Below are 17,653 nucleotides of genomic sequence, written 5' to 3' on the forward strand. Positions count from 1 at the left end.
TCAGCGCTGGTTGCGGCCGGCGGCGGCCCGTTTGCGTTCGCGTCCCAAGCCGACCTTCAGCTTCAGCAGGGCCTGGCTGTGGAGTTGGGAGACCCGGCCTTCCGACAGTTCCAGCACCTCGGCGATCTCTTTCTGGCTGAGTTCCTCGTAATAATAGAGGGAGACCACCAGCCGCTCCTTTTCCGTCAGACGTTCGATCTGGGCCGCCAGTTCCCGGGTCAGCTCGCTTTCTTCCAGCATCTCGAAGGCGTTTTTGCTCTGCTGATCGACCATGCTGTCCATCAGGGTCGGACTGCTGTCGCTGTCGTCGATGGTTTCATGCAGGCTGATGCAGCCCAGGCAGCTGACCTCCGCGAGCAGGTCGCGGTACTCCTCCAGGCGCATCTGCATGGCGGCGGCCACTTCCTCCTCTTCGGCGGGCCGGCCGAGCTTGCCCTCCAGGTCTTCCATGACGGCGGCCAGGCGGGACTGCTTCTGTCGCAGGGTGCGGGAAAACCAGTCCATGCGCCGCACCTCGTCCAGTACCGCGCCGCGCATGCGTTTTTCGGCAAAGGTCTTGAACAGGATGCCGAGGCTCGGCCGGAAACGGTTGGCCGCGTCCACCAGGCCGACCATGGCGGCGCTGGCAATATCCTCGCGATTCATGAAGGACGGCACCTGGCTGACCATGCGCTCACTGATGAAGCTGACCATGTACAGATGGCTTTTGATCAGGCGGTCCTTGTCGTCCCCGCGCAGGGTTTCGTATACCGGCAGCTGATTCATCATGTGTCCTTGGAATTGAAGGAGAGCAGTCGCTTCCAGAAAAATTGCAAGGTTCCCTTGGCTTGCGGCTCGTTGCCCTGACTGATGAAGTTCTTGGCGAAGCTGATGAAGGACTCCCCGACCTTGCTGGCCGGATAGAGCTGCATCATCGGGCTCTGTCGCTGAATGGCTTCGCGCATGCGCTTGTCGAAGGGAATGCAGCCCAGATATTCGATGGAAATGGACAGGTAGCGGTTGGCCACCGTGGTCAGCTTCTGGTAGATGTCGAGCCCTTCCTCCACATTGGCAACCGAATTGACCACCAGCAGGAACCGGTTCTGGTGATAGCGGGTCGACAGCAGCTTCATCAGGGCATAGGCGTCGGTGATGGCCGTCGGTTCCGGGCTGGTGATGATGACGATATCCTGCGCCGCCACGGTAAAGTAGGTGACGTTTTCGGAGATGCCGGCTTCGGTATCGATGAGCACGACGTCGAAGTCTTCATGCAGGGCATCCAGGTCCTCGATGAACCGCATGCGCTGCATGGGTTCGAGTTGGGTGAACTGCTGAACGCCGGAACCGGCGGGCAGAATCTTGATGCCGTGGGGACCTTCCACCATGATTTCCGGCAGGCTTTTCTGACCGCCGAAAAAATGATTCAGGTTGAAGGGCGGGTTGAGTCCGAACACCACGTCGATATTGGCCAGGCCCAGGTCGGCATCGATGATCAGTACCCGTTTGCCCATTTGCGCCAGGGCCATGGCGACATTGGCCACCATGGCGGTTTTGCCCACGCCGCCCTTGCCGCTGGAAACGGCGATGACCCGGCACGGCGCTTCGGCCGCGGCCGACACCCTCGGTTGGCCGGCCGGATCCTGCATGGTGCGAAGGGTTTCGGCTTGGTCGGTTTGATCGAATTGGACATTCATGGCAGATTCTCTCACTGGGCTCCGGTGATGAATTGGGCGATGGCGCCCGGTTCCGCTACCAGCAGGTCTTCCGGCACCCGCTGGCCATTGGTCAGAAACGACAGAGGCAAACGCTGCTGCACCGCGATGTTGAGCAGGGTGCCGCACTGTTCGCACTCATCCAATTTGGTGAAAATCAGGCTGTGCAGGGGCAGACGGCCGAACCGGCGGACGGTCTCCCGCAGTTCCAGATCGCGGGTGGTGGCGGACAGGACCAGGCAGTTTTCCGTGCCCCGTTCAGGGCCGAGAAACAGTTCCAGTTCCGCCAGGCTGGCTTCGTCCCGGGGGCTGCGGCCGGCGGTATCGATGAGGATCAGATCCTTGTCCGCATGGCGCAGCAAGGCCTGCTGCAATTGCTCGGGGTTGAGGATCACCTCGACGGGCAGGCCCATGATCTCGCCGTACACCTTCAGTTGCTCCACCGCCGCGATGCGATAGGTGTCGATGGTCAGCAGGGCGATGCGCTGCAGCCCGGCCATGCGCTGTCCGGCGGCGATCTTGGCAATGGTGGTGGTTTTGCCGACCCCCGTCGGTCCCACCAGGGCGATGCAGCGCTGACGGCCGGGACGTGACTGCAATGGGCCGGTGACCCGGATCAGCTGGGCCACGGCACCGGCCAGGAACTCTTCGATGCGCTGGGGATCGGCCAGCTGCCGGGGGGAGAGCTGCTCCCAGGCGAACTGCTCCAATTGCGCCGCCGCCTCGCCGCTGATGCCGAGCCGCGCCAGTGTCCCCTGCAGCAGGGCCATCTCCTGGACCTCGGCGCCGCTGCGGGACGCCGGGCGCGGGATATCAACCGGAGCGGCCGGTGAGGCGGTTTCGGCCGGGACATGGGTGCGCGCCAATTGGCTGAGCATGGCCTTGAGTTCGTCGATTTCACTGCGCACCGCCGCCAGACCGTTGCCGTTCACCTGTTGCTTGAGTTCCCGGACCTCCTCTTCCAAGGGGTCGATGACCCGGCGCTGCCGCCACAGATCCTGGTAGGTCAGGGTGTCTTCCGGGGCCTCGGCATCCGCTCTGGTCGCCAGATTCACCGGCGGGACGGCCGCTTGCGGGCCGCCCGGCGATTCCGGTTGCGGCGTACCTGCGGCCCGGCCTGCTTCGGCGGGATCGTCGATGGCGGCGGTAATTTCGCAGATCGGTTTGCGAAACATGCCCAGGCCGTTTTTCCGCACCGTGCGGGTGGAGAGGATCAGGGCATCGGGGCCAAGGGCCTCCTTGACCTTCTTCAGCGCCGCGGTCATGGTGTCGGCTTCAAAGACTCTAACCAGCATGGATGCTCACAGTTCCCGTGGAACGCACTTTGAGATGCGGCGCGATTTCGTTGTGGGACAGGCAGATCAGGTTGGGCAGGTAACGCTCGGTCAATCGCTTGACATGCGGACGAATCGTTGGCGGACAGAGCAGGATGGGCGCCGTGCCGCCGTGGCCGTTCTGCAGGGTGCGCGCCAGGCTCTCCAGAAACGCCTGGGCGGTGGCCGGATTCAGGGCCAGATAACTGCCGTCGCTGGTGCGGTGGACCGATTCTTCGATGGTTTCCTCCAGGGAACGCTCCAGGGTCAGCAGTTCCAAGGTCTCGCCGTCAGCTGCCAGGCGGCTGCTGATGCCGCGGGCCAGGGATTGCCGAACCTGTTCGGTCAGCAGATCGGCATCCTGGGTGGCGCCGGCCCAGTCGGCCAGGGTTTCCAGGATGCTCCGCAAGTCGCGGATGGAAACCTGTTCTCGCAGCAGATTCTGCAGTACTTTCATGATGATACCCAGGGGCAACAGGTTCGGCGTCAATTCTTCGACCAGCTTCGGATAGTTCTTGCCAAGCTGTGATAGCAAGTTCTGTACCTCTTGTCGGCCAATCAGCTCGTAAGCGTGCCGTTTTATGATTTCGCTGATATGGGTGGTGACCACGGTGGTGCCGTCGACCACGGTGTAACCCGCGATCTGGGCACGTTCCTTCTGATCCTCGGTGATCCAGGTGGCCGGCAGACCGAAGGCCGGTTCCGTGGTCGCCACCCCCTTCAACGGCTCCGTGGCGATGCCCGGATTCATGGCCAGGTGATAGCCGGGCATGATCTCACCGCCGGCGATGCGCGTGCCCTTGAGCAGCACCGCGTATTCGTTGGGTCGCAGCTGCAGGTTGTCCTTGATGTGAATGGGCGGAATGATGAAGCCCATGTCCAGGGCGAACTGCTTGCGGATGGAGCGGATGCGCGGCAGCATTTCGCCGTTCTGATTGGCGTCCACCATGGGAATCAGGCCGTAGCCGACCTCCAGTTCCAGCAGATCGACGGACAGCATTTCCTCGTAATTGTCTTCGTTCGGCGTCTGGGCCCGGGCCGCCTCGAGGCTTTGGTCGTCGGCGGCCGCCGTCTGTTGTTTCTGCACCACATGGGCCAGCCAGGCCAGAACGCCGGACAGCAGAAAGAAGGGGATGTGCGGCAGGCCGGGAATCAGGGCGAACAGCAGCAGGATGCCGGACACCACCCACAAGGCCCGCGGATGAACCGTGAACTGGTTTTTCAGGGCACTGCCGAAATCCTCCTGCCCGGCGGTGCGGGTCACCAGGATGCCGGCGGCGGTGGAGATGATGAGGGCCGGAATCTGGCCCACCAGACCGTCTCCGACGGTCAGGATGGTGTAGGTCTCCGCCGCCTGGCCGGCGGCCATGCCCTTTTGCACCACGCCGATGATGAAGCCGGCGCCGATATTGATGACGGTGATGATGATGCCGGCGATGGCGTCGCCCTTGACAAATTTGCTGGCGCCGTCCATGGCGCCGTAGAAACTGGCCTCGCCGGCGATTTCCTGACGACGGGTGCGGGCCTCGCTTTCGTTGATCAATCCCGAGTTGAGATCGGCGTCGATGGCCATCTGCTTGCCGGGCATGGCGTCCAGGGTGAAGCGTGCCGCCACCTCGGCAACCCGGCCGGCGCCCTTGGTGATGACCATGAAGTTGATGATGACCAGGATGACGAACACCACCACGCCGACCACGTAATTGCCGCCGACCACGAACTGGCCGAAGGACTGGATGACGGACCCGGCCGCCGCCGGTCCCTCGTTGCCGCGCAGCAGGATGAGGCGGGTGGAGGAGACGTTGAGGGACAGCCGGAACAGGGTGGTGGCCAGCAGCACCGACGGAAACATGGCGAAATCGAGGGCCTTGGCCGTATACAGGGAGATGACCAGAATCAGCAGGGAGACGGTGATGTTGAGTGACAGAAATATGTCCAGCAGAAAGGACGGCATGGGCAAAATCATGACCATCAGGATGGCCACCAGGCCCACGGCGACCACGACGTCGCTGCGCAGCAGGAGGGATTTCCAATCGTTGGGCAGGCTGGTGGTCGGCATTGTAAGTCCTTTAATGGAGGCTGAAGGCTGAAGACCGAAGGCTGAAGTTAAGGACTTAGAACTGCCCTTTATGTCGAAAGCAGGACGTCTGCCTGGGGATTTCCTTCAGTCTTCAGCCTTCAGCCTTCAGCCTTCAGTCTTCTATCTGCAGTTATCTTTTCTTCAAGCCGTACACATAGGCCAGAATCTGGGCCACGGCCTGGAACATCTCTTCGGGCACTTCCCGGCCCAGGTCGACCTTGAACAGGGCGCGGGCCACGGGGACGTTCTCGACCAGGGGCACCCGGTTTTCGCGGGCGATTTCCCGGATGCGCAGAGCGACGGCGTCGGCGCCCTTGGCCACCACCTGCGGGGCGTTCATGCGCGAGCGATCGTAGGCCAGGGCCACGGACAGGTGCGTGGGGTTGGTAATGATCACGTCCGCCTTGGGTACCTCGGCCATCATCCGTCGTCGGGCGGCCTGTTGCTGCAGGGAGCGGATGCGGGACTTGACCATGGGGTCCCCTTCGCTCTCCTTGAATTCCTCTTTTTGCTCCTGTTTGGTCATTTTCATTTTCTGTTCCATTTCCCAGCGCACGAACAGAAAATCGAACAGGCCGAGCAGAATCATGATGCCGCAGGTCTGCATCAGGATGCGCAGCGCCACCCGGCCGAGGAAGGCCACGGTATCGGGCACATCCATGGCCACCAGGTCCAGGGCCTGGTCGAAATTGGCCGCCACCACCTTGTAGGCGGCGACGCCGACCAGCAATACCTTGAGCACGGACTTGGTCGCTTCGACCAGGGAGCGCTTGGAAAACAGCCGGGCCATGCCCGGCAGGGGATTGAGTTTGGTGAAATCCGGCTCCAGGGGTTTGCTGGTCAGCAGCCAGCCGATCTGCAGGTAACTGGCGAAGAAGCCCACCACCAGGGTCATGAGCAGCACCGGCGCCAGCAGCAGGGCCATTTCGCTCACCAGGTCGACGGTCAGGCGCACCACGGAGACGGCGGTCACCTCGAAAAAGGCCGCGCGCCGCCACCAGCCGGCCATGAAGCTGCTCAGCCGCCGCCAGAAGATGGGGCCGTAAAACAGCCACAGCAGGACCGTGGCGGTCATGAGTGCGGCGCTGTTGATCTCCTTGCTCTGGGCCACCTGGCCTTTTTCGCGAAAATCCTGTCGTCGCTTGGCGGTGGCCTGTTCGGTTCTTTCCTGGTCGGTATCCGCCATGGCCTCTCCCTACAGGAGGCTCAGCAGCTGCAGAAAGCGATTCTGCAGCGCGGCGAACTCCACGGTCAGCATCTGCGCCATGAGATGCATGGTCAAGCCCATGACAACCAGGGCCATACCGATGTTGACGGGAAAGGAGAGCATGAAGACGTTGAGCTGGGGAAACACCCGGGCCATGAGACCCAGCACCAGGCCCGACAGCAGCAGTACCGTCAGAACCGGGGCGCTGAAGCGGATGGCAAGGCTGAACATGGCGCCCGTCAGATTGATCATGAAGGGCACCGCGCCGCCCCCCAGGGACAGGGTGCCGGCCGGCAACAGCCGATAGGAATCGGCAATCACCCGCAAGAACAGGTGGTGCATGTCCAGGGCCAGGAAGATGAGCAGGGCGAGAACATTCTGGAACTGGGCAATCAGGGGCGATTGCTGCTGGTTCTGGGGATCGAGGACGTTGGCGGCGGCGAAGCCCATCTGGTAGCCGATGACGGAGCCGCCCAGTTCCACGGCGCTGAAAACCAGGCGGGCGACAAAGCCGATCATCAAACCCACCAGACTTTCCTGGGCTACCAGCAGGGACAGGCCGAAGGGGGGCAGGGGGCCTGTCGGCAGACCTGGCGCCAGTACCGGAAAGATCGCCAGGGCCACGGCCAGGGCCAGGCCGATGCGCATGCGAATCGGTATTTGCGGGCTGCCGAACACCGGCATGGTGCCGATCAGGGAGGCGATGCGGGTGGCGCAGACCAGAAAACCCTGGATGCTGCCGATCTCGAACAATTCGATGCGCATCAACCGCCAACCGTGGCGATGCCCCGGAAGATCTGGGCGGTGAAATTGACCATGACCCGGATCATCCAGGGGGCGAAAATGATCAGAGTGACGAACACGGCGACGATCTTTGGAATGAAGGTCATGGTCTGTTCGTTGATCTGGGTGGCGGCCTGGAAGATGCTTACCACCAGGCCGACCACCAAGCCGGACAGCAGCAGGGGGGCAGACAGGAGCAGGACCGTTTCCACCGCCTGGCGGCCCAGGGTGACGACGAATTCAGGGGACATGGTCTCTTTCCTAACCGAAGCTCTGCACCAGGGAACTGACAATCAGGGTCCAGCCATCCACCAGTACGAACAGCAGCAATTTGAAGGGCAGGGAGATGATGACCGGCGGCAGCATCATCATGCCCATGGACATGAGTACTGAGGCCACGATCATGTCCAGGACCAAAAAGGGGATGTAGACCATGAAGCCGATCATGAAGGCCCGCTTCAGTTCCGACAGCATGAAGGCCGGAATCAGGGTCATGGTCGGTACGTCCTCGCGGCCGTTGGGTTCCGGTTGCCCGGAGATTTCCATCAGCAGGGCCAATTCCTTTTCCTGGGTCTGGCGGAACATGAATTCGCGCAGGGGCACGACCGCCCGTTCCAGGGCCTGCTGCTGGTTGATCTGCTGGGCGAAAAAAGGCTTGAGGGCGGTTTCATGAACCTGGTTGAAAACCGGCGCCATGATGAAAAAGGTCAGAAACAGGGCCAGCCCGACCACCACCTGATTGGGCGGCATCTGCTGGGTGCCCATGGCCTGACGCAGGAAGGACAGCACCACGATGAGACGGATGAAGGCCGTGGTCATGAGCAGGATGGCCGGCGCGACGGAGAGGATGGTCAGCGCCAGCAGAATCTGCATGGTGGTGGAGAGTTGGCCCGGACCGGCGGCATCGCCGACGCCGATGGAGATGGTGGCCAGGCTCTGGCCCCAGGCCGTGGCGGGCAGCAGGAGCAGCAGCGAAAGCAGGCTGTAGAAAAATGAGCGTTTCACGATGGCAGGTCCAGGTGTTGTTGCAGGGTCTGATCAAAGGAACCCGGCTGGGAGTCGTCCAGCCGACAGAGCAACTCGATGCGCTCGGCGGTTACCCCCAGCAGCAGTTCCCGGCCGCGAACTTCCACCAGGCAGAGGGCCTTGCGCGGTCCCAGGGGGCGGGTCTCGCGGATCCGGATGGTCGCTTCCCGATTGCCGGGCAGCCATTTCATCCAGCGGCGACTGGCGGCGTAGAGCAGCAGGATCAGGGCCAGTACCAGGAGCATGGCGCCCCAGAGGCGCAGACCGGCGGACAGGGTGCCGCCGCCGGCCGACTCGACGGCGGCCCGGGCCGGTGTCGGCACCAGCAGCAGAAACAGTAACAGACATCTCGCCATCATCGGCGTCCTCAGCCCAGGTTTTCCAGGCGCTCGGCCGGGCTGACCACGTCCGTCAGGCGCAGGCCGTAGCGGTCCTTGACCATGACCGCTTCGCCGCGGGCAATGAGGCGCGAATTGACGTAGAGATCGAGGGGTTCCCCGGCCAGCTTGTCCAGTTCGATGATGGTGCCCTCCTGCAACTGCAGCAGGTCCTTGATGAGAATGCGGGTCCGGCCGATTTCGATGGACACCTCCAGGGGAATGTCCAGCAGAAAACCCAGCTCGCGGACTTCGCGATCCTGGGCGGCGGTTTTGGTTTGGTCCGGGCTGTTGGTCATGAGTACCTCGTTGGATGAAAATACCCGTCAGGGGCATCCGGGGAAAACAATGAATCCGAGCAACTGTTCAGCAACCTGAGAGCAGGGTCTCGCGACCCCCACGCCGAGGGCCGCATGAACCCATCCCTGGGGCTTGACCGGCGCCATCCGGGCGCCAGACACCCTCGGTGCGGGGGCCCCGAGACCCTTTGCCGAACAGGTACCAAGCCGAAGCATCAGGTCGGACCGTTGAGGCCGGCGCGGCCGATGATGCGCACCGCCTTTTTACCCTGGTGGGCACCGGCGGCCGCGAGAAACTTTTTCTGGCCCTCGGCAAGAACCTGCAGGGGCGCGTTCACCGTGCATCCCAGGTCCAGCACGTCGCCTTCCTGGAAATTGAGGATATCCCGCACGGTCAGATTCAGAGTGGTCAGGCGCGCCGAAAGGCCGATGTCCATCTGTTTGATTTCCTGTTCCAGGTGCAGTTGCCAGGGCCGATCCTGGGTTTCGGGAAAGGCGGCATTGCGGGCGCGCATCTTTTCCTTCAGGGGTTCCATGGCGGCCTGGGGAATGAGCAGGGTCAGGCCGTCGGTGCGGAACTCCCCGGAGACGCTGAACCGCAAAGCCAGTACCGCGGCGTCGGCCGGCACGATGTTGACCAGGCGCGGCGAGCTTTCGATCTTCACCACCGAGCACTCCAGGTTTTCCAGGGGATGGAAGGCCTTGTCCAGGTCCAGGCAGGCATCGGTGATGGCGCCGCGCAGCAGGTTGGTTTCAATTACCGTCAAGGGCCGTCCCGGCAGGATGGGTCCCGAATCCCGGACCCCTCCCAGAAGGTGCTCGATGATGTAGAAGGACAGGTTTTCGCTGAGAATGATCAGGCCACGCCAGCGCAGGGGATCGAGGCGGATGACGGCCAGCGCTTCCCTTCCGGACAGTTGGTCCAGATAGGCATCGAAGTCATGCACCTCGATGCCGTCGCGGCGTACCGCAACGCTGCGCTGCAGGCGATTGGTCAGGGAAATGCCGAAATTGCGGGCAAATGCGTCCAGGGTCAGATCGAGGTTTTCGAGCTTGTAGTGACGCGGCCCCTGTTGCGAAACCAGGTCGAGGCGGGTGATGCGGCGCTCGCCGGCCTGGCTTGGCGACGGTTCTTCGGTCTTGGCGGGGAGGTCCCCGCCATGCACCGCCGACAGCAGTTCGGCAATCTCTTCCCGGGACAGAATACGTTCCACGACGGGCTCCCTACTGGACGACGAACTCCGTGAAATAGATTTTCTGCACCTTGCCCCGGCGCAGCGCGCTGTTGACCTCGTTGATGAGTTCCGCACGCAGCTGCAGCTTGCCCTGCAGGTCGCTGACTTCGCCAAAGGTCTTGTTGCTGACCAGCAGCAGGATGCCGTCGCGGATCTGCGGCATGCGCTCGTTGGCTTCCTTGATGGCCTCGTTGCCGTCCACCTCCAGGGTGATGGCCGCCTTCAGATAGCGGGTACCCTCGATATCCAGGATATTGACGATGAAGGGTTCGATTTCCACCATCAGGCCGGAGCGGGTTTTGCCCGACTTACCTGTTGCGCCGGCCTCCTCGCCCTCCGTTGGGGTTTTGGAACGGGTGTAGAAGAACACGCCGGCCCCGATGCCGGCCAACAGCAGCAGGCCGATGACGACGAACAGCAGTATTTTCTTCTTGCCGCGGCCGGCGGCGTCCTCAGCTAAGGGGTTTTTTTCCGCCATGGTATTTTCCCTCTCTGTCAAAATGGCATCTGATCGGCAGCGTCGATGAGATAAGGCAGTTTTTCCCGGTAATCATTGAGGTTTTCCAGAACAAATTCGACCCGTCGGTTCACGGCCCGATCGCCGGGACCGGTATTGGGGACCACGGGTCGCTGGTCGCCATAGCCGACGGCGGACAGCCGATCCAGGGGCAGCAGGCCCTCCGCGGCAAAAAACTTGAGGGTCGAAACGGCCCGCTGCACCGATATGTCCCAGTTGGTGAGCTGGGGGTTGCCGGTGGGCAGATCGTCCGTGTGGCCTTCGATGCGCAGCAGCATGGGCAAAGGTCGCACCAGATTGGCGATTTCCCGGAGGACGGGATGGGCCTCGGGTTTAAGTTGGGTTTGTCCCAGGTCGAAGAGCACCGAGTCCTTGACCCGTAAGACCACGGCGCCCCGATCCTTGACCAGGTCGATATCCCGATCGATGCGCAGCCGGGTCAGCATGGTCTGGATTCGGTTGTAGAGGCGGCTGACATAGTCGTCGTCCATGGGCGCGTAGCTGATCAGCTGTGGTTTGTTGACCTCGCTGACGGAGGAACTCTGCAGGAAGCCAAAAGCGCCTTTCAAAGAGCCGAGGGCATCGAAGAATTTGCGTTTGTCGAGGTTGGCCATGGACAACAGCAGCACGAAAAAGGTCAGCAGCAGGGTGACCATGTCGCTGTAGGTGACCATCCAGGCCGGGGCTCCGGCATCCGCTTTCTTTTTGGGTCTGCGACGAGGGGTGTCGGCCATGATCGGTTCCTAACGCTTGCCGAAGTGGGAATGACGTTCCTTGGGGGCAACATAGGCGTGCAGCCGCTGCTCGAGGATGCGCGGATTTTCGCCCTCGAGGATGGAACGCAGACCTTCGGCAATCAGGGTTTTGTCCAGGCGTTCCTGCTGGGAACGAGACTTTAGCTTGCCGGACAGGGGCAGGCACAGCACGTTGGCGATGACCGAACCGTAAAAGGTGGTCAGCAGGGCGACGGCCATGGCCGGGCCGATGGTGGATGGGTCGTTCATGGTCTGCAGCATCTGCACCAGGCCGATGAGGGTGCCGATCATGCCCATGGCCGGCGCATAGGTGCCCATGGCCACCATGATGTCCGCCCCCTGATCGTGGCGGTCCTCCAGATATTCGATTTCCCGATCCAGGACCTCTTTGAGCTTCTCCGGTTCATGGCCGTCGACGGCCATCTGCAGGCCCTTGAGAAAGAACGGGTCGCTGACCTCCTGGGTTACGCTCTGCAGGGACAGGATGCCTTCCTTGCGGGCCTTGCCGGCATAGCGGATGAGCTGCTCGATGCGTTCGGCGGCGGAAAAGTGATGGGTGAAAAACGCCTTCTTGATGACGTTGATGGTGCCCAGCATCTCCTTGAAGGGATAATGCACCAGAGTGGCGCCGATGGTGCCACCGATGACGATGACCGCGGACGGGATGTTGACGAAAATGAAAAAGGCGCCGCCCTGCATGATGGCGATACTCATGAGAGCGAAAGCGGCCAGTATGCCGACTATGGTTGACAGGTCCATGGGTGTCCTCGAAATCAAGCAGCTGTTGATTCGCTATGGGGTTGTTCCGTCGGTGCCTAGGATTGGCAAGGATTGTGCCATGTTTGCCAACCGTCGCGGGTAATTGTCCGGAGGCCGTGATAAGGCCGTTTCGCAGGCTTCGAGCAGGGCCCATAAAGAGAGTCCTGTTTCTTGCAAGCCGGCAGAAGGTGGCATTTGTCGAAAAATTGACTCATGGAATTGGGGATTGAACCACGAATGGGGAAGTGGCGCCGGAAATGGCCTCTGATTATAAAAAAATGCCCCGAAAATCGGGGCATTTTTATGAGGCAATATTTTGACTGATCCAGCTTGGGACACTAACGCTTGAGATTGATCAGTTCCGCCAGCATTTCATCGGTGGTGGTGATGACTTTGGAGTTGGCCTGGAAACCGCGCTGGGTGGTGATCATCTTGACGAATTCCGCCGCCAGATCCACCGTCGACTGCTCCAGGGCGTTGGTGAAGATGTTGCCCAGTTCGCTGCCGGGCAGGCCGATGCGCGGCGAACCCGATTCGGTGGTGGCCGAGTAGAGGTTGTTGCCTTCCTTCTGCAGGCCGCCGAAGTTGGAGAACTTGGCCAGCACCATGCGCGCCACGCTGACCTGCTGGCCGTTGGAATACTTGGCCAGCACGTTGCCCGAATTGTCGATGCTGATGTTGGTCAGATTGCCCGCACCATAGCCGTCCTGGGAATGGGAAATGACTTGCGAATCGTTGGCGTACTGGGTGGTGTTCTGCAGGGCGAAATTGATGCTCTGGGGGGCGGTGCCGGCACCGAGGCTGAGGGGGCCGAGGGTGGTGGTGCCGCCGGCGGCTTGCCGGCCGCTGGTGTCGAACACCAGGGAGCCGCCGTCCGTAGCGGAGGAGAACACCGTGGTGTTGTTCGCGTCCACCACGTGCCAGTCCCAATTATTGTCCGCCGTTTTCGAAAAGTAGGTGGTCAGCAGATGGGTGTTGCCCAGAGAATCGTAGACGTCCGTCGAGTGGGCATAGTTGTAGGTACTCGGATCGGCGGGATCGAAGGTTCCGGTAACGGTGGCGGCATTGGCGTCGAGATTGGTGGACAGATTGATGGTGCCGGTCATCTTGGCCGGGATACCATCATTGATATCCACCCGGATGTCGGTGGAACCGCCGGTGGAGAGCACCCCGTTGTTGTAGGGTTTGCCCTGCATCCGGTAGCCTTCCGGGGTGATCAGGTAGCCATTGCCGTCGAAACGAAAGGAACCGGCCCGGGTAAAGAGCAGGTTTTCGCTGCCCGCTTCCCGCACCACGAACAGGCCTTCTCCCTCGATGGCCAGGTCCGTATCCGATTTGGTGGTTTCGAAGGTGCCTTGGGCAAAGAGGGTGTCGACCTTGGCCAAGCCGGTGCCGCGACCGACCTGGGAGGCGCCGCCGGAACCGTTGACGGAACTGGCCAGCAGGTCCGAAAAGATGGTGCGGCTGGACTTGAAGCCGACCGTGTTGGTGTTGGCGATGTTGTTGCCGATGACGGACATGGCGGTGCCGTTGGTGTTCATGCCGCTGATGCCGCTGTACAGTGCGCTGGAAAGGGACATGTCGTTCGCTCCTTGTGGGGACCGCGTCGGTCGGTCGGCGGTCCGCGAACCTCCTCGAGAGGACCGGTTCGGCTAGGCAATAATGGCGCTGTCGATATGGGTAAAAACGTTTTCTTTGAGCTGGGTCGAGTCCAACACGGTTACCACCTGGCGATGTTTGACGCTGACGATCAGGGCCTTGTCGTCCAGCAGTACCAGTGCCTCCCGCCCGCCCTTGGCCGCCACCCGGTCCACGGCTCCGTCCAGGCGGGCCAGGTCCGTGTCGTTCAGGTGGATGCCGCGACCATCCATGCGCTCCCGGGCATGGCGGGAGAATCCCACGGCCTTGCTTTCCAGTTGCCGCTCCAAGATTTCGGCAAAGCCGCCGTTCTTCTGGTTGCCGCCTGCGGTCGGTTTGGCGGCGGTCGGCAGCAGCGGCTGCGGCAGGATGCGGATGGGACCGGTCATTGGCTCACTGCACTGACGGTGGCCAGGGCACTCATGCTGAAGGCGCCGGCGGCGGTGGTGAGTTGGCCGTCGAGACCGGTCAGGTCGACCCCGCTCACCGTGGTTCGCACCAGGGGGGCACCGCCGCTGACCCGCTCGCCGCCCAGCCAGGCTTGGAGTTCGAGTTGGTAATTGCCCGCGGCCAGGGGTTTGCCGTTGCCGTCGGTGCCGTCCCAGGAGAAAAAGTGCTGGCCGGCTTTGAGATTGCTGCCTTCGAGAACCGCAACGATTTGATCATGGCTGTTGCGCACCACCAACTCCACCTGGTCCACCGCACCGGTCAGATAGTAGCCGAGCCGGGTATCGGCGGCGCCCAGGGTAACCTGGCCGGTCTCAACCGCCACCTGTTTGCCGATCATGGACAGCGCGGACATCTGCAGCATGTTGGCCTGGCCGCTTTCCAGGCTTTGCAACTGGCTGTTAACGGCGAACAGCTGTTCCAGGGTGCTGAATTGGGCCAGTTGCGCCGTGAACTCCGTGGGATCGTTGGGGTTCAGGGGATCCTGGTTCTGCAGTTGGGTGACCAGCAGCAGCAGGAAATCGTCCTTGCCCAGGGCGCTGACGCTGCTGGTGAGGGCATTGGATGTGCTGGTCACGGAATTGATGGCTGTCATGGCTTTGACGACCTTTCTCTAGATTCGCAGGCTCAGCCCGCTGACGGTCGAAGAGGGGTTGGCGGCCGCCGCAACCGGTGCGAGCGCCTGTAGGTTCCCCTCGCTTTGTTCTCGGGACCCGCGGCCTTGGCCGTGGGCGGAGCCCTGCTGCTGGAATTGCTGCTGAAACTGCTGCTGGCCGTGGGCGCTGGCCTGCCGCTGATCGATGCCGATCTGAATGCTGTCCAGGCGCAGCCCCTGTTGTTGCAAGGCTTCCTGCAATTGCGGCAGGGAGCGTTCGAGGACGCCCTGGACCTCGCTGCTCTGGGCCAGCAGACGGACCTGGATGCGATCCTGCTCCTGAATCAGCTCCAGGTGCACCTGGCCCAGTTCCGCCGGTTGCAGGTCCATGGTCAATCTCTGGCCGCCCTGGAAAGAACGCAGGGAAAGACGCTGAACGACCTGATCCAGGATTTCCTGTTCGGCCATGAAAGGGGTTCCTGCCGATGGGGGCGGTACGGATTCACGGGTTGGAACCGGACCGTCGGCCTGGCGGAGGCCGGTCGGCAGCGGCCAGGCCACATCCCCCCTGGGAGAGGCGGCGGCAACGGAACCCGTCGTTTCGCCGAGTTCCTGCTCCATGGCAGCTGAGACCTGGAGAGAACCCGCTTCGGTCATTAAAGCCGGGGCGGCGCTGCTACCCGGGAACATGGGGGACGGCTGCAGATCCGTTGCTGCCGGTCCTGAGTTGCCTCTGGCCGCCTCGGGGCGGGAGACCTGCAGGAGTTGCTCAAAACGGGTCTCGGACAACTCCGATGGACGGGTCCCGGGGCGGGCCGGTTGCGACGGCGCCGGGTTGTTGACCATGATCGTCATGACCGCCGGCGGGGGTTCTGCTGCCGTAGTTTGGGGCGCGGCGGGGCTTGCGTCCGTGTGAAGGTGCGTGACCGAGGTGTCGCGGGAGATGGCGGATCCGGTGTCGCTCAGACCCACGGATTGCGGTGCGACAGGCCGGGAGTTGCTGCCGCTGCTTTCCAAAGCTGCGGCCTGTTTGGTGCCGGCGGCCTGATCTTGAAATGCGGGAGGGGCGGCAACGGCGCCCGCTGCCCGGGAAGTCGGCCAATGCTGGGCGGTTGCGCCCATCGCGGCGCCGGACCGGCCCTCGGCGAGGGAGGGTGCTGTCGGGGGTGTTGTGGACGTTGTGGACGCTGTGGCCTCCGTTGTGGACTCCGTTGTGGACTCCGTTGTGGCAGAGGGCGGTCCGATTGCCGGCGCGGCGATAGGTTCGGCGGCTCGTGGCCGGACTTCGGCGACAGCCGGTATGGACGGCATGCTATGGGATTCGTCCAAGGTGGAGAACGACTGGTCGGCGGTTGGCGGGGCGGTCGCGACATCCGGTGCCGGATAGTTGTTTTCTACCCAGGTCGGGGCGAGAGTCTGTCCCTCAGGCAGGTGGAGACGTTCCGGATCGCCGTTTTTGGTGGCGGTCCATGCTTCCTCTTCGGGCAGAGTGGCCGTCGGCGCCGGTGCGGGCGACGGAGGGAACAGGCCGAAAGCCATCTCGCCGGCCGATTCCGGAGAAGGGGGTTGCTTGTTTGTTCGGGCTTGCGCGGGGAGAGCTTGCGACAGCCGCTGATCGTTGTCGGACGAGGTGCCGGTCGGATTTTTCCGGAATCCATGGGACCCCGCGTCAGGAACCGCACCAGATGGGAAATCGGCGGCCACCGGCCTCTGCTCCGCCTGCAGAGTCGGCTCAGGAGTTGTTTCCTGCTGTATCCCGTTCAGCAGCGCGCCGAAATCGACGGCGGCCTCCGCTGCAGCGGCAGGCTGGGCGCCTTGGGAAACCGGGTTGGCAACGGGCGCCAGGATGGCGGATAGCATCTGCATGGATCGATCACCTTCGCAAAACGGAGTTGGCAGGTGAAAATCCAGGCAGCAGGCGGGTGCTCGGCTCGGCCTCCTAATCCCGCGCCAGAGCGGGGAAGGAGCGGCTCAGGGTCACGGCGGAGGCGGGGTCCATGTTGTCCAGGATCCGGCCCGCGGCCTTGACCTTCATGCCCTGCAGGATTTCCACGGCGAGCTGTTGTTCGAGTTTGGCCAGCACGGCGGCGGCGTTGGCCGGCTCCATGCGTTCGTACATCTGGCTGAGAAGTTTGATTTTGCCGGCTTCCTGCTCATCTTTGCGCTGGGTCAACCGGGACACTTCCTCTCGAACCTTTTCCAGCTCGCTTAACCTCTTATCGACTTCGGCGGATAAAGTCTTTAGCTCTAATTCGCGTTGATCGAGGGCCTGTTCACGCTGGCGGAGGCGTTCCAGTTCGGTGCGGATGGCGACATCCATGCGGCGCTCGGCCACGGCGGTGTTGGCGATGCCGCCGGCGGTACCGGGAGCGGCATTGTCCGCCTGCAAGGCGGTGGTGCGGGCGCTCAGCAACAGGGCGCCGGCCAACATGAGGACTGCCAGGGGACGGTGGTTCATAATACCTCCTTGTCGCGGCGCAGGGCCAGTTCGTCCAGTTGCACCATTTCCTGCCGCAGCAATTCCTGCCGATGTTCTGCTGCCTTTTTTTCCCGGAGCTTCTCCAACAGCTTGCGATCCTTGCTGGCTTCCACCAGGGATTGGCGCCGCTGTTCGATGGTGTGGCGCAATTTTTCGGCCTGGCCCAGCAATTTTTTCAGCTGTTCGGCCTGGCGCCGCAGGCTGTTTTCATACAGCAGCAGTTCCTGCAGCCCGATACCGTCATCCCGCCGGGTTTCAAATTCCGCCTGCTGTGCCGTCAGAGCGTGCCGGCCGGCACTGATGGTGCGCTCCAGTTCCGCTTCCTGGGCGAGGGTTTCCAGCAATTCCTGCCGGGCGCGATTTTCCAGCAGAACACGGTAGTTGAGCAGGGGTTGGAGTTTGAATGCCGGGGTCATGACGCAAGCCTCATGTTGCAGGGAATCGAAAGGTCCAAA

General features: G+C 62.3%; 20 protein-coding genes. All 20 read right to left on the reverse strand.

Going from position 1 to position 17,653, the window contains the following annotated elements:
- A complete protein-coding gene (locus JQN68_RS07375; protein ID WP_225071634.1) occupies positions 1-768 on the reverse strand; it encodes a FliA/WhiG family RNA polymerase sigma factor in 768 nt (255 codons plus the stop codon).
- Positions 765-1,673, reverse strand: coding sequence for a MinD/ParA family protein (locus tag JQN68_RS07380; protein WP_225071633.1), 909 nt, complete (start codon positions 1,671-1,673; stop codon positions 765-767). The genes JQN68_RS07375 and JQN68_RS07380 overlap by 4 nt, the downstream gene beginning before the upstream one ends.
- Positions 1,674-1,684: 11 nt before the next feature.
- The gene (flhF, locus tag JQN68_RS07385; RefSeq protein ID WP_225071632.1) at positions 1,685-2,986 is read right to left on the reverse strand and encodes a flagellar biosynthesis GTPase FlhF; all 1,302 of its coding nucleotides are present in this window, start codon (positions 2,984-2,986) and stop codon (positions 1,685-1,687) included.
- On the reverse strand, positions 2,976-5,060 hold the full coding sequence (gene flhA / locus JQN68_RS07390) for a flagellar biosynthesis protein FlhA (RefSeq protein WP_225071631.1): 2,085 nt from the start codon (positions 5,058-5,060) through the stop codon (positions 2,976-2,978). The genes flhF and flhA overlap by 11 nt, the downstream gene beginning before the upstream one ends.
- A gap of 151 nt (positions 5,061-5,211) precedes the next feature.
- A complete protein-coding gene (gene flhB / locus JQN68_RS07395) occupies positions 5,212-6,267 on the reverse strand; it encodes a flagellar biosynthesis protein FlhB (protein WP_225071630.1) in 1,056 nt (351 codons plus the stop codon).
- Between the two features lie 9 nt (positions 6,268-6,276).
- Positions 6,277-7,053 carry a flagellar biosynthetic protein FliR gene (gene fliR, locus JQN68_RS07400; RefSeq protein ID WP_225071629.1) on the reverse strand — a complete coding sequence of 259 codons (777 nt, stop codon included), beginning with the start codon at positions 7,051-7,053 and terminating at the stop codon, positions 6,277-6,279.
- Positions 7,053-7,322, reverse strand: a complete 270-nt coding sequence (gene fliQ, locus JQN68_RS07405) for a flagellar biosynthesis protein FliQ (protein ID WP_225071628.1) — start codon at positions 7,320-7,322, stop codon at positions 7,053-7,055. The genes fliR and fliQ overlap by 1 nt, the downstream gene beginning before the upstream one ends.
- 10 nt (positions 7,323-7,332) lie before the next feature.
- Complete coding sequence (gene fliP, locus JQN68_RS07410) at positions 7,333-8,076, reverse strand: flagellar type III secretion system pore protein FliP (protein ID WP_225071627.1); 744 nt, start codon at positions 8,074-8,076, stop codon at positions 7,333-7,335.
- Complete coding sequence (gene fliO, locus JQN68_RS07415; RefSeq protein WP_249621090.1) at positions 8,073-8,456, reverse strand: flagellar biosynthetic protein FliO; 384 nt, start codon at positions 8,454-8,456, stop codon at positions 8,073-8,075. The genes fliP and fliO overlap by 4 nt, the downstream gene beginning before the upstream one ends.
- Before the next feature lie 8 nt (positions 8,457-8,464).
- The gene (gene fliN / locus JQN68_RS07420; protein ID WP_225071625.1) at positions 8,465-8,773 is read right to left on the reverse strand and encodes a flagellar motor switch protein FliN; all 309 of its coding nucleotides are present in this window, start codon (positions 8,771-8,773) and stop codon (positions 8,465-8,467) included.
- Positions 8,774-8,988: 215 nt separating this feature from the next.
- Positions 8,989-9,987 carry a flagellar motor switch protein FliM gene (locus JQN68_RS07425; RefSeq protein ID WP_225071624.1) on the reverse strand — a complete coding sequence of 333 codons (999 nt, stop codon included), beginning with the start codon at positions 9,985-9,987 and terminating at the stop codon, positions 8,989-8,991.
- 10 nt (positions 9,988-9,997) lie between these two features.
- Complete coding sequence (locus tag JQN68_RS07430) at positions 9,998-10,486, reverse strand: flagellar basal body-associated FliL family protein (protein WP_225071623.1); 489 nt, start codon at positions 10,484-10,486, stop codon at positions 9,998-10,000.
- A 17-nt stretch (positions 10,487-10,503) separates the two neighbouring features.
- On the reverse strand, positions 10,504-11,259 hold the full coding sequence (locus JQN68_RS07435) for a flagellar motor protein MotB (RefSeq protein WP_225071622.1): 756 nt from the start codon (positions 11,257-11,259) through the stop codon (positions 10,504-10,506).
- 9 nt (positions 11,260-11,268) lie between these two features.
- Positions 11,269-12,039, reverse strand: coding sequence for a motility protein A (locus tag JQN68_RS07440; protein ID WP_225071621.1), 771 nt, complete (start codon positions 12,037-12,039; stop codon positions 11,269-11,271).
- Between the two features lie 338 nt (positions 12,040-12,377).
- Positions 12,378-13,619 (reverse strand): flagellar hook protein FlgE, encoded by a 1,242-nt coding sequence (locus JQN68_RS07445; protein ID WP_225071620.1) that lies wholly within the window; start codon positions 13,617-13,619, stop codon positions 12,378-12,380.
- 72 nt (positions 13,620-13,691) lie between these two features.
- Entirely contained in the window at positions 13,692-14,066 is a 375-nt protein-coding gene (locus JQN68_RS07450) for a TIGR02530 family flagellar biosynthesis protein (RefSeq protein WP_225071619.1), read from the reverse strand.
- On the reverse strand, positions 14,063-14,719 hold the full coding sequence (locus JQN68_RS07455; RefSeq protein ID WP_225071618.1) for a flagellar hook assembly protein FlgD: 657 nt from the start codon (positions 14,717-14,719) through the stop codon (positions 14,063-14,065). Before JQN68_RS07455 ends, JQN68_RS07450 begins: the two co-directional genes overlap by 4 nt.
- Before the next feature lie 18 nt (positions 14,720-14,737).
- Positions 14,738-16,585 (reverse strand): flagellar hook-length control protein FliK, encoded by a 1,848-nt coding sequence (locus JQN68_RS07460; protein WP_225071617.1) that lies wholly within the window; start codon positions 16,583-16,585, stop codon positions 14,738-14,740.
- A gap of 73 nt (positions 16,586-16,658) precedes the next feature.
- Positions 16,659-17,177, reverse strand: coding sequence for a MotE family protein (locus tag JQN68_RS07465; protein WP_225071616.1), 519 nt, complete (start codon positions 17,175-17,177; stop codon positions 16,659-16,661).
- Complete coding sequence (fliJ, locus tag JQN68_RS07470) at positions 17,174-17,614, reverse strand: flagellar export protein FliJ (protein WP_225071615.1); 441 nt, start codon at positions 17,612-17,614, stop codon at positions 17,174-17,176. The genes JQN68_RS07465 and fliJ overlap by 4 nt, the downstream gene beginning before the upstream one ends.
- Positions 17,615-17,653: the final 39 nt, after the last annotated feature.

The organism is Desulfuromonas sp. CSMB_57 (assembly GCF_020194955.2).
GTDB lineage: Bacteria > Desulfobacterota > Desulfuromonadia > Desulfuromonadales > Syntrophotaleaceae > JAFCIY02.

What these genes read in the sequence shown, in the direction of transcription:
- JQN68_RS07445 (WP_225071620.1), bottom strand. Translation starts at nt 13,619, where the DNA reads ATGTCCCTTTCCAGCGCACTGTACAGCGGCATCAGCGGCATGAACACC.
- fliQ (WP_225071628.1), bottom strand. Translation starts at nt 7,322, where the DNA reads ATGTCCCCTGAATTCGTCGTCACCCTGGGCCGCCAGGCGGTGGAAACG.
- JQN68_RS07440 (WP_225071621.1), bottom strand. Translation starts at nt 12,039, where the DNA reads ATGGACCTGTCAACCATAGTCGGCATACTGGCCGCTTTCGCTCTCATG.
- fliO (WP_249621090.1), bottom strand. Translation starts at nt 8,456, where the DNA reads ATGATGGCGAGATGTCTGTTACTGTTTCTGCTGCTGGTGCCGACACCG.
- JQN68_RS07380 (WP_225071633.1), bottom strand. Translation starts at nt 1,673, where the DNA reads ATGAATGTCCAATTCGATCAAACCGACCAAGCCGAAACCCTTCGCACC.
- JQN68_RS07465 (WP_225071616.1), bottom strand. Translation starts at nt 17,177, where the DNA reads ATGAACCACCGTCCCCTGGCAGTCCTCATGTTGGCCGGCGCCCTGTTG.
- JQN68_RS07460 (WP_225071617.1), bottom strand. Translation starts at nt 16,585, where the DNA reads ATGCAGATGCTATCCGCCATCCTGGCGCCCGTTGCCAACCCGGTTTCC.
- flhB (WP_225071630.1), bottom strand. Translation starts at nt 6,267, where the DNA reads ATGGCGGATACCGACCAGGAAAGAACCGAACAGGCCACCGCCAAGCGA.
- flhA (WP_225071631.1), bottom strand. Translation starts at nt 5,060, where the DNA reads ATGCCGACCACCAGCCTGCCCAACGATTGGAAATCCCTCCTGCTGCGC.
- fliJ (WP_225071615.1), bottom strand. Translation starts at nt 17,614, where the DNA reads ATGACCCCGGCATTCAAACTCCAACCCCTGCTCAACTACCGTGTTCTG.
- JQN68_RS07430 (WP_225071623.1), bottom strand. Translation starts at nt 10,486, where the DNA reads ATGGCGGAAAAAAACCCCTTAGCTGAGGACGCCGCCGGCCGCGGCAAG.
- JQN68_RS07455 (WP_225071618.1), bottom strand. Translation starts at nt 14,719, where the DNA reads ATGACAGCCATCAATTCCGTGACCAGCACATCCAATGCCCTCACCAGC.
- JQN68_RS07450 (WP_225071619.1), bottom strand. Translation starts at nt 14,066, where the DNA reads ATGACCGGTCCCATCCGCATCCTGCCGCAGCCGCTGCTGCCGACCGCC.
- fliR (WP_225071629.1), bottom strand. Translation starts at nt 7,053, where the DNA reads ATGCGCATCGAATTGTTCGAGATCGGCAGCATCCAGGGTTTTCTGGTC.
- fliN (WP_225071625.1), bottom strand. Translation starts at nt 8,773, where the DNA reads ATGACCAACAGCCCGGACCAAACCAAAACCGCCGCCCAGGATCGCGAA.
- JQN68_RS07375 (WP_225071634.1), bottom strand. Translation starts at nt 768, where the DNA reads ATGATGAATCAGCTGCCGGTATACGAAACCCTGCGCGGGGACGACAAG.
- JQN68_RS07435 (WP_225071622.1), bottom strand. Translation starts at nt 11,259, where the DNA reads ATGGCCGACACCCCTCGTCGCAGACCCAAAAAGAAAGCGGATGCCGGA.
- flhF (WP_225071632.1), bottom strand. Translation starts at nt 2,986, where the DNA reads ATGCTGGTTAGAGTCTTTGAAGCCGACACCATGACCGCGGCGCTGAAG.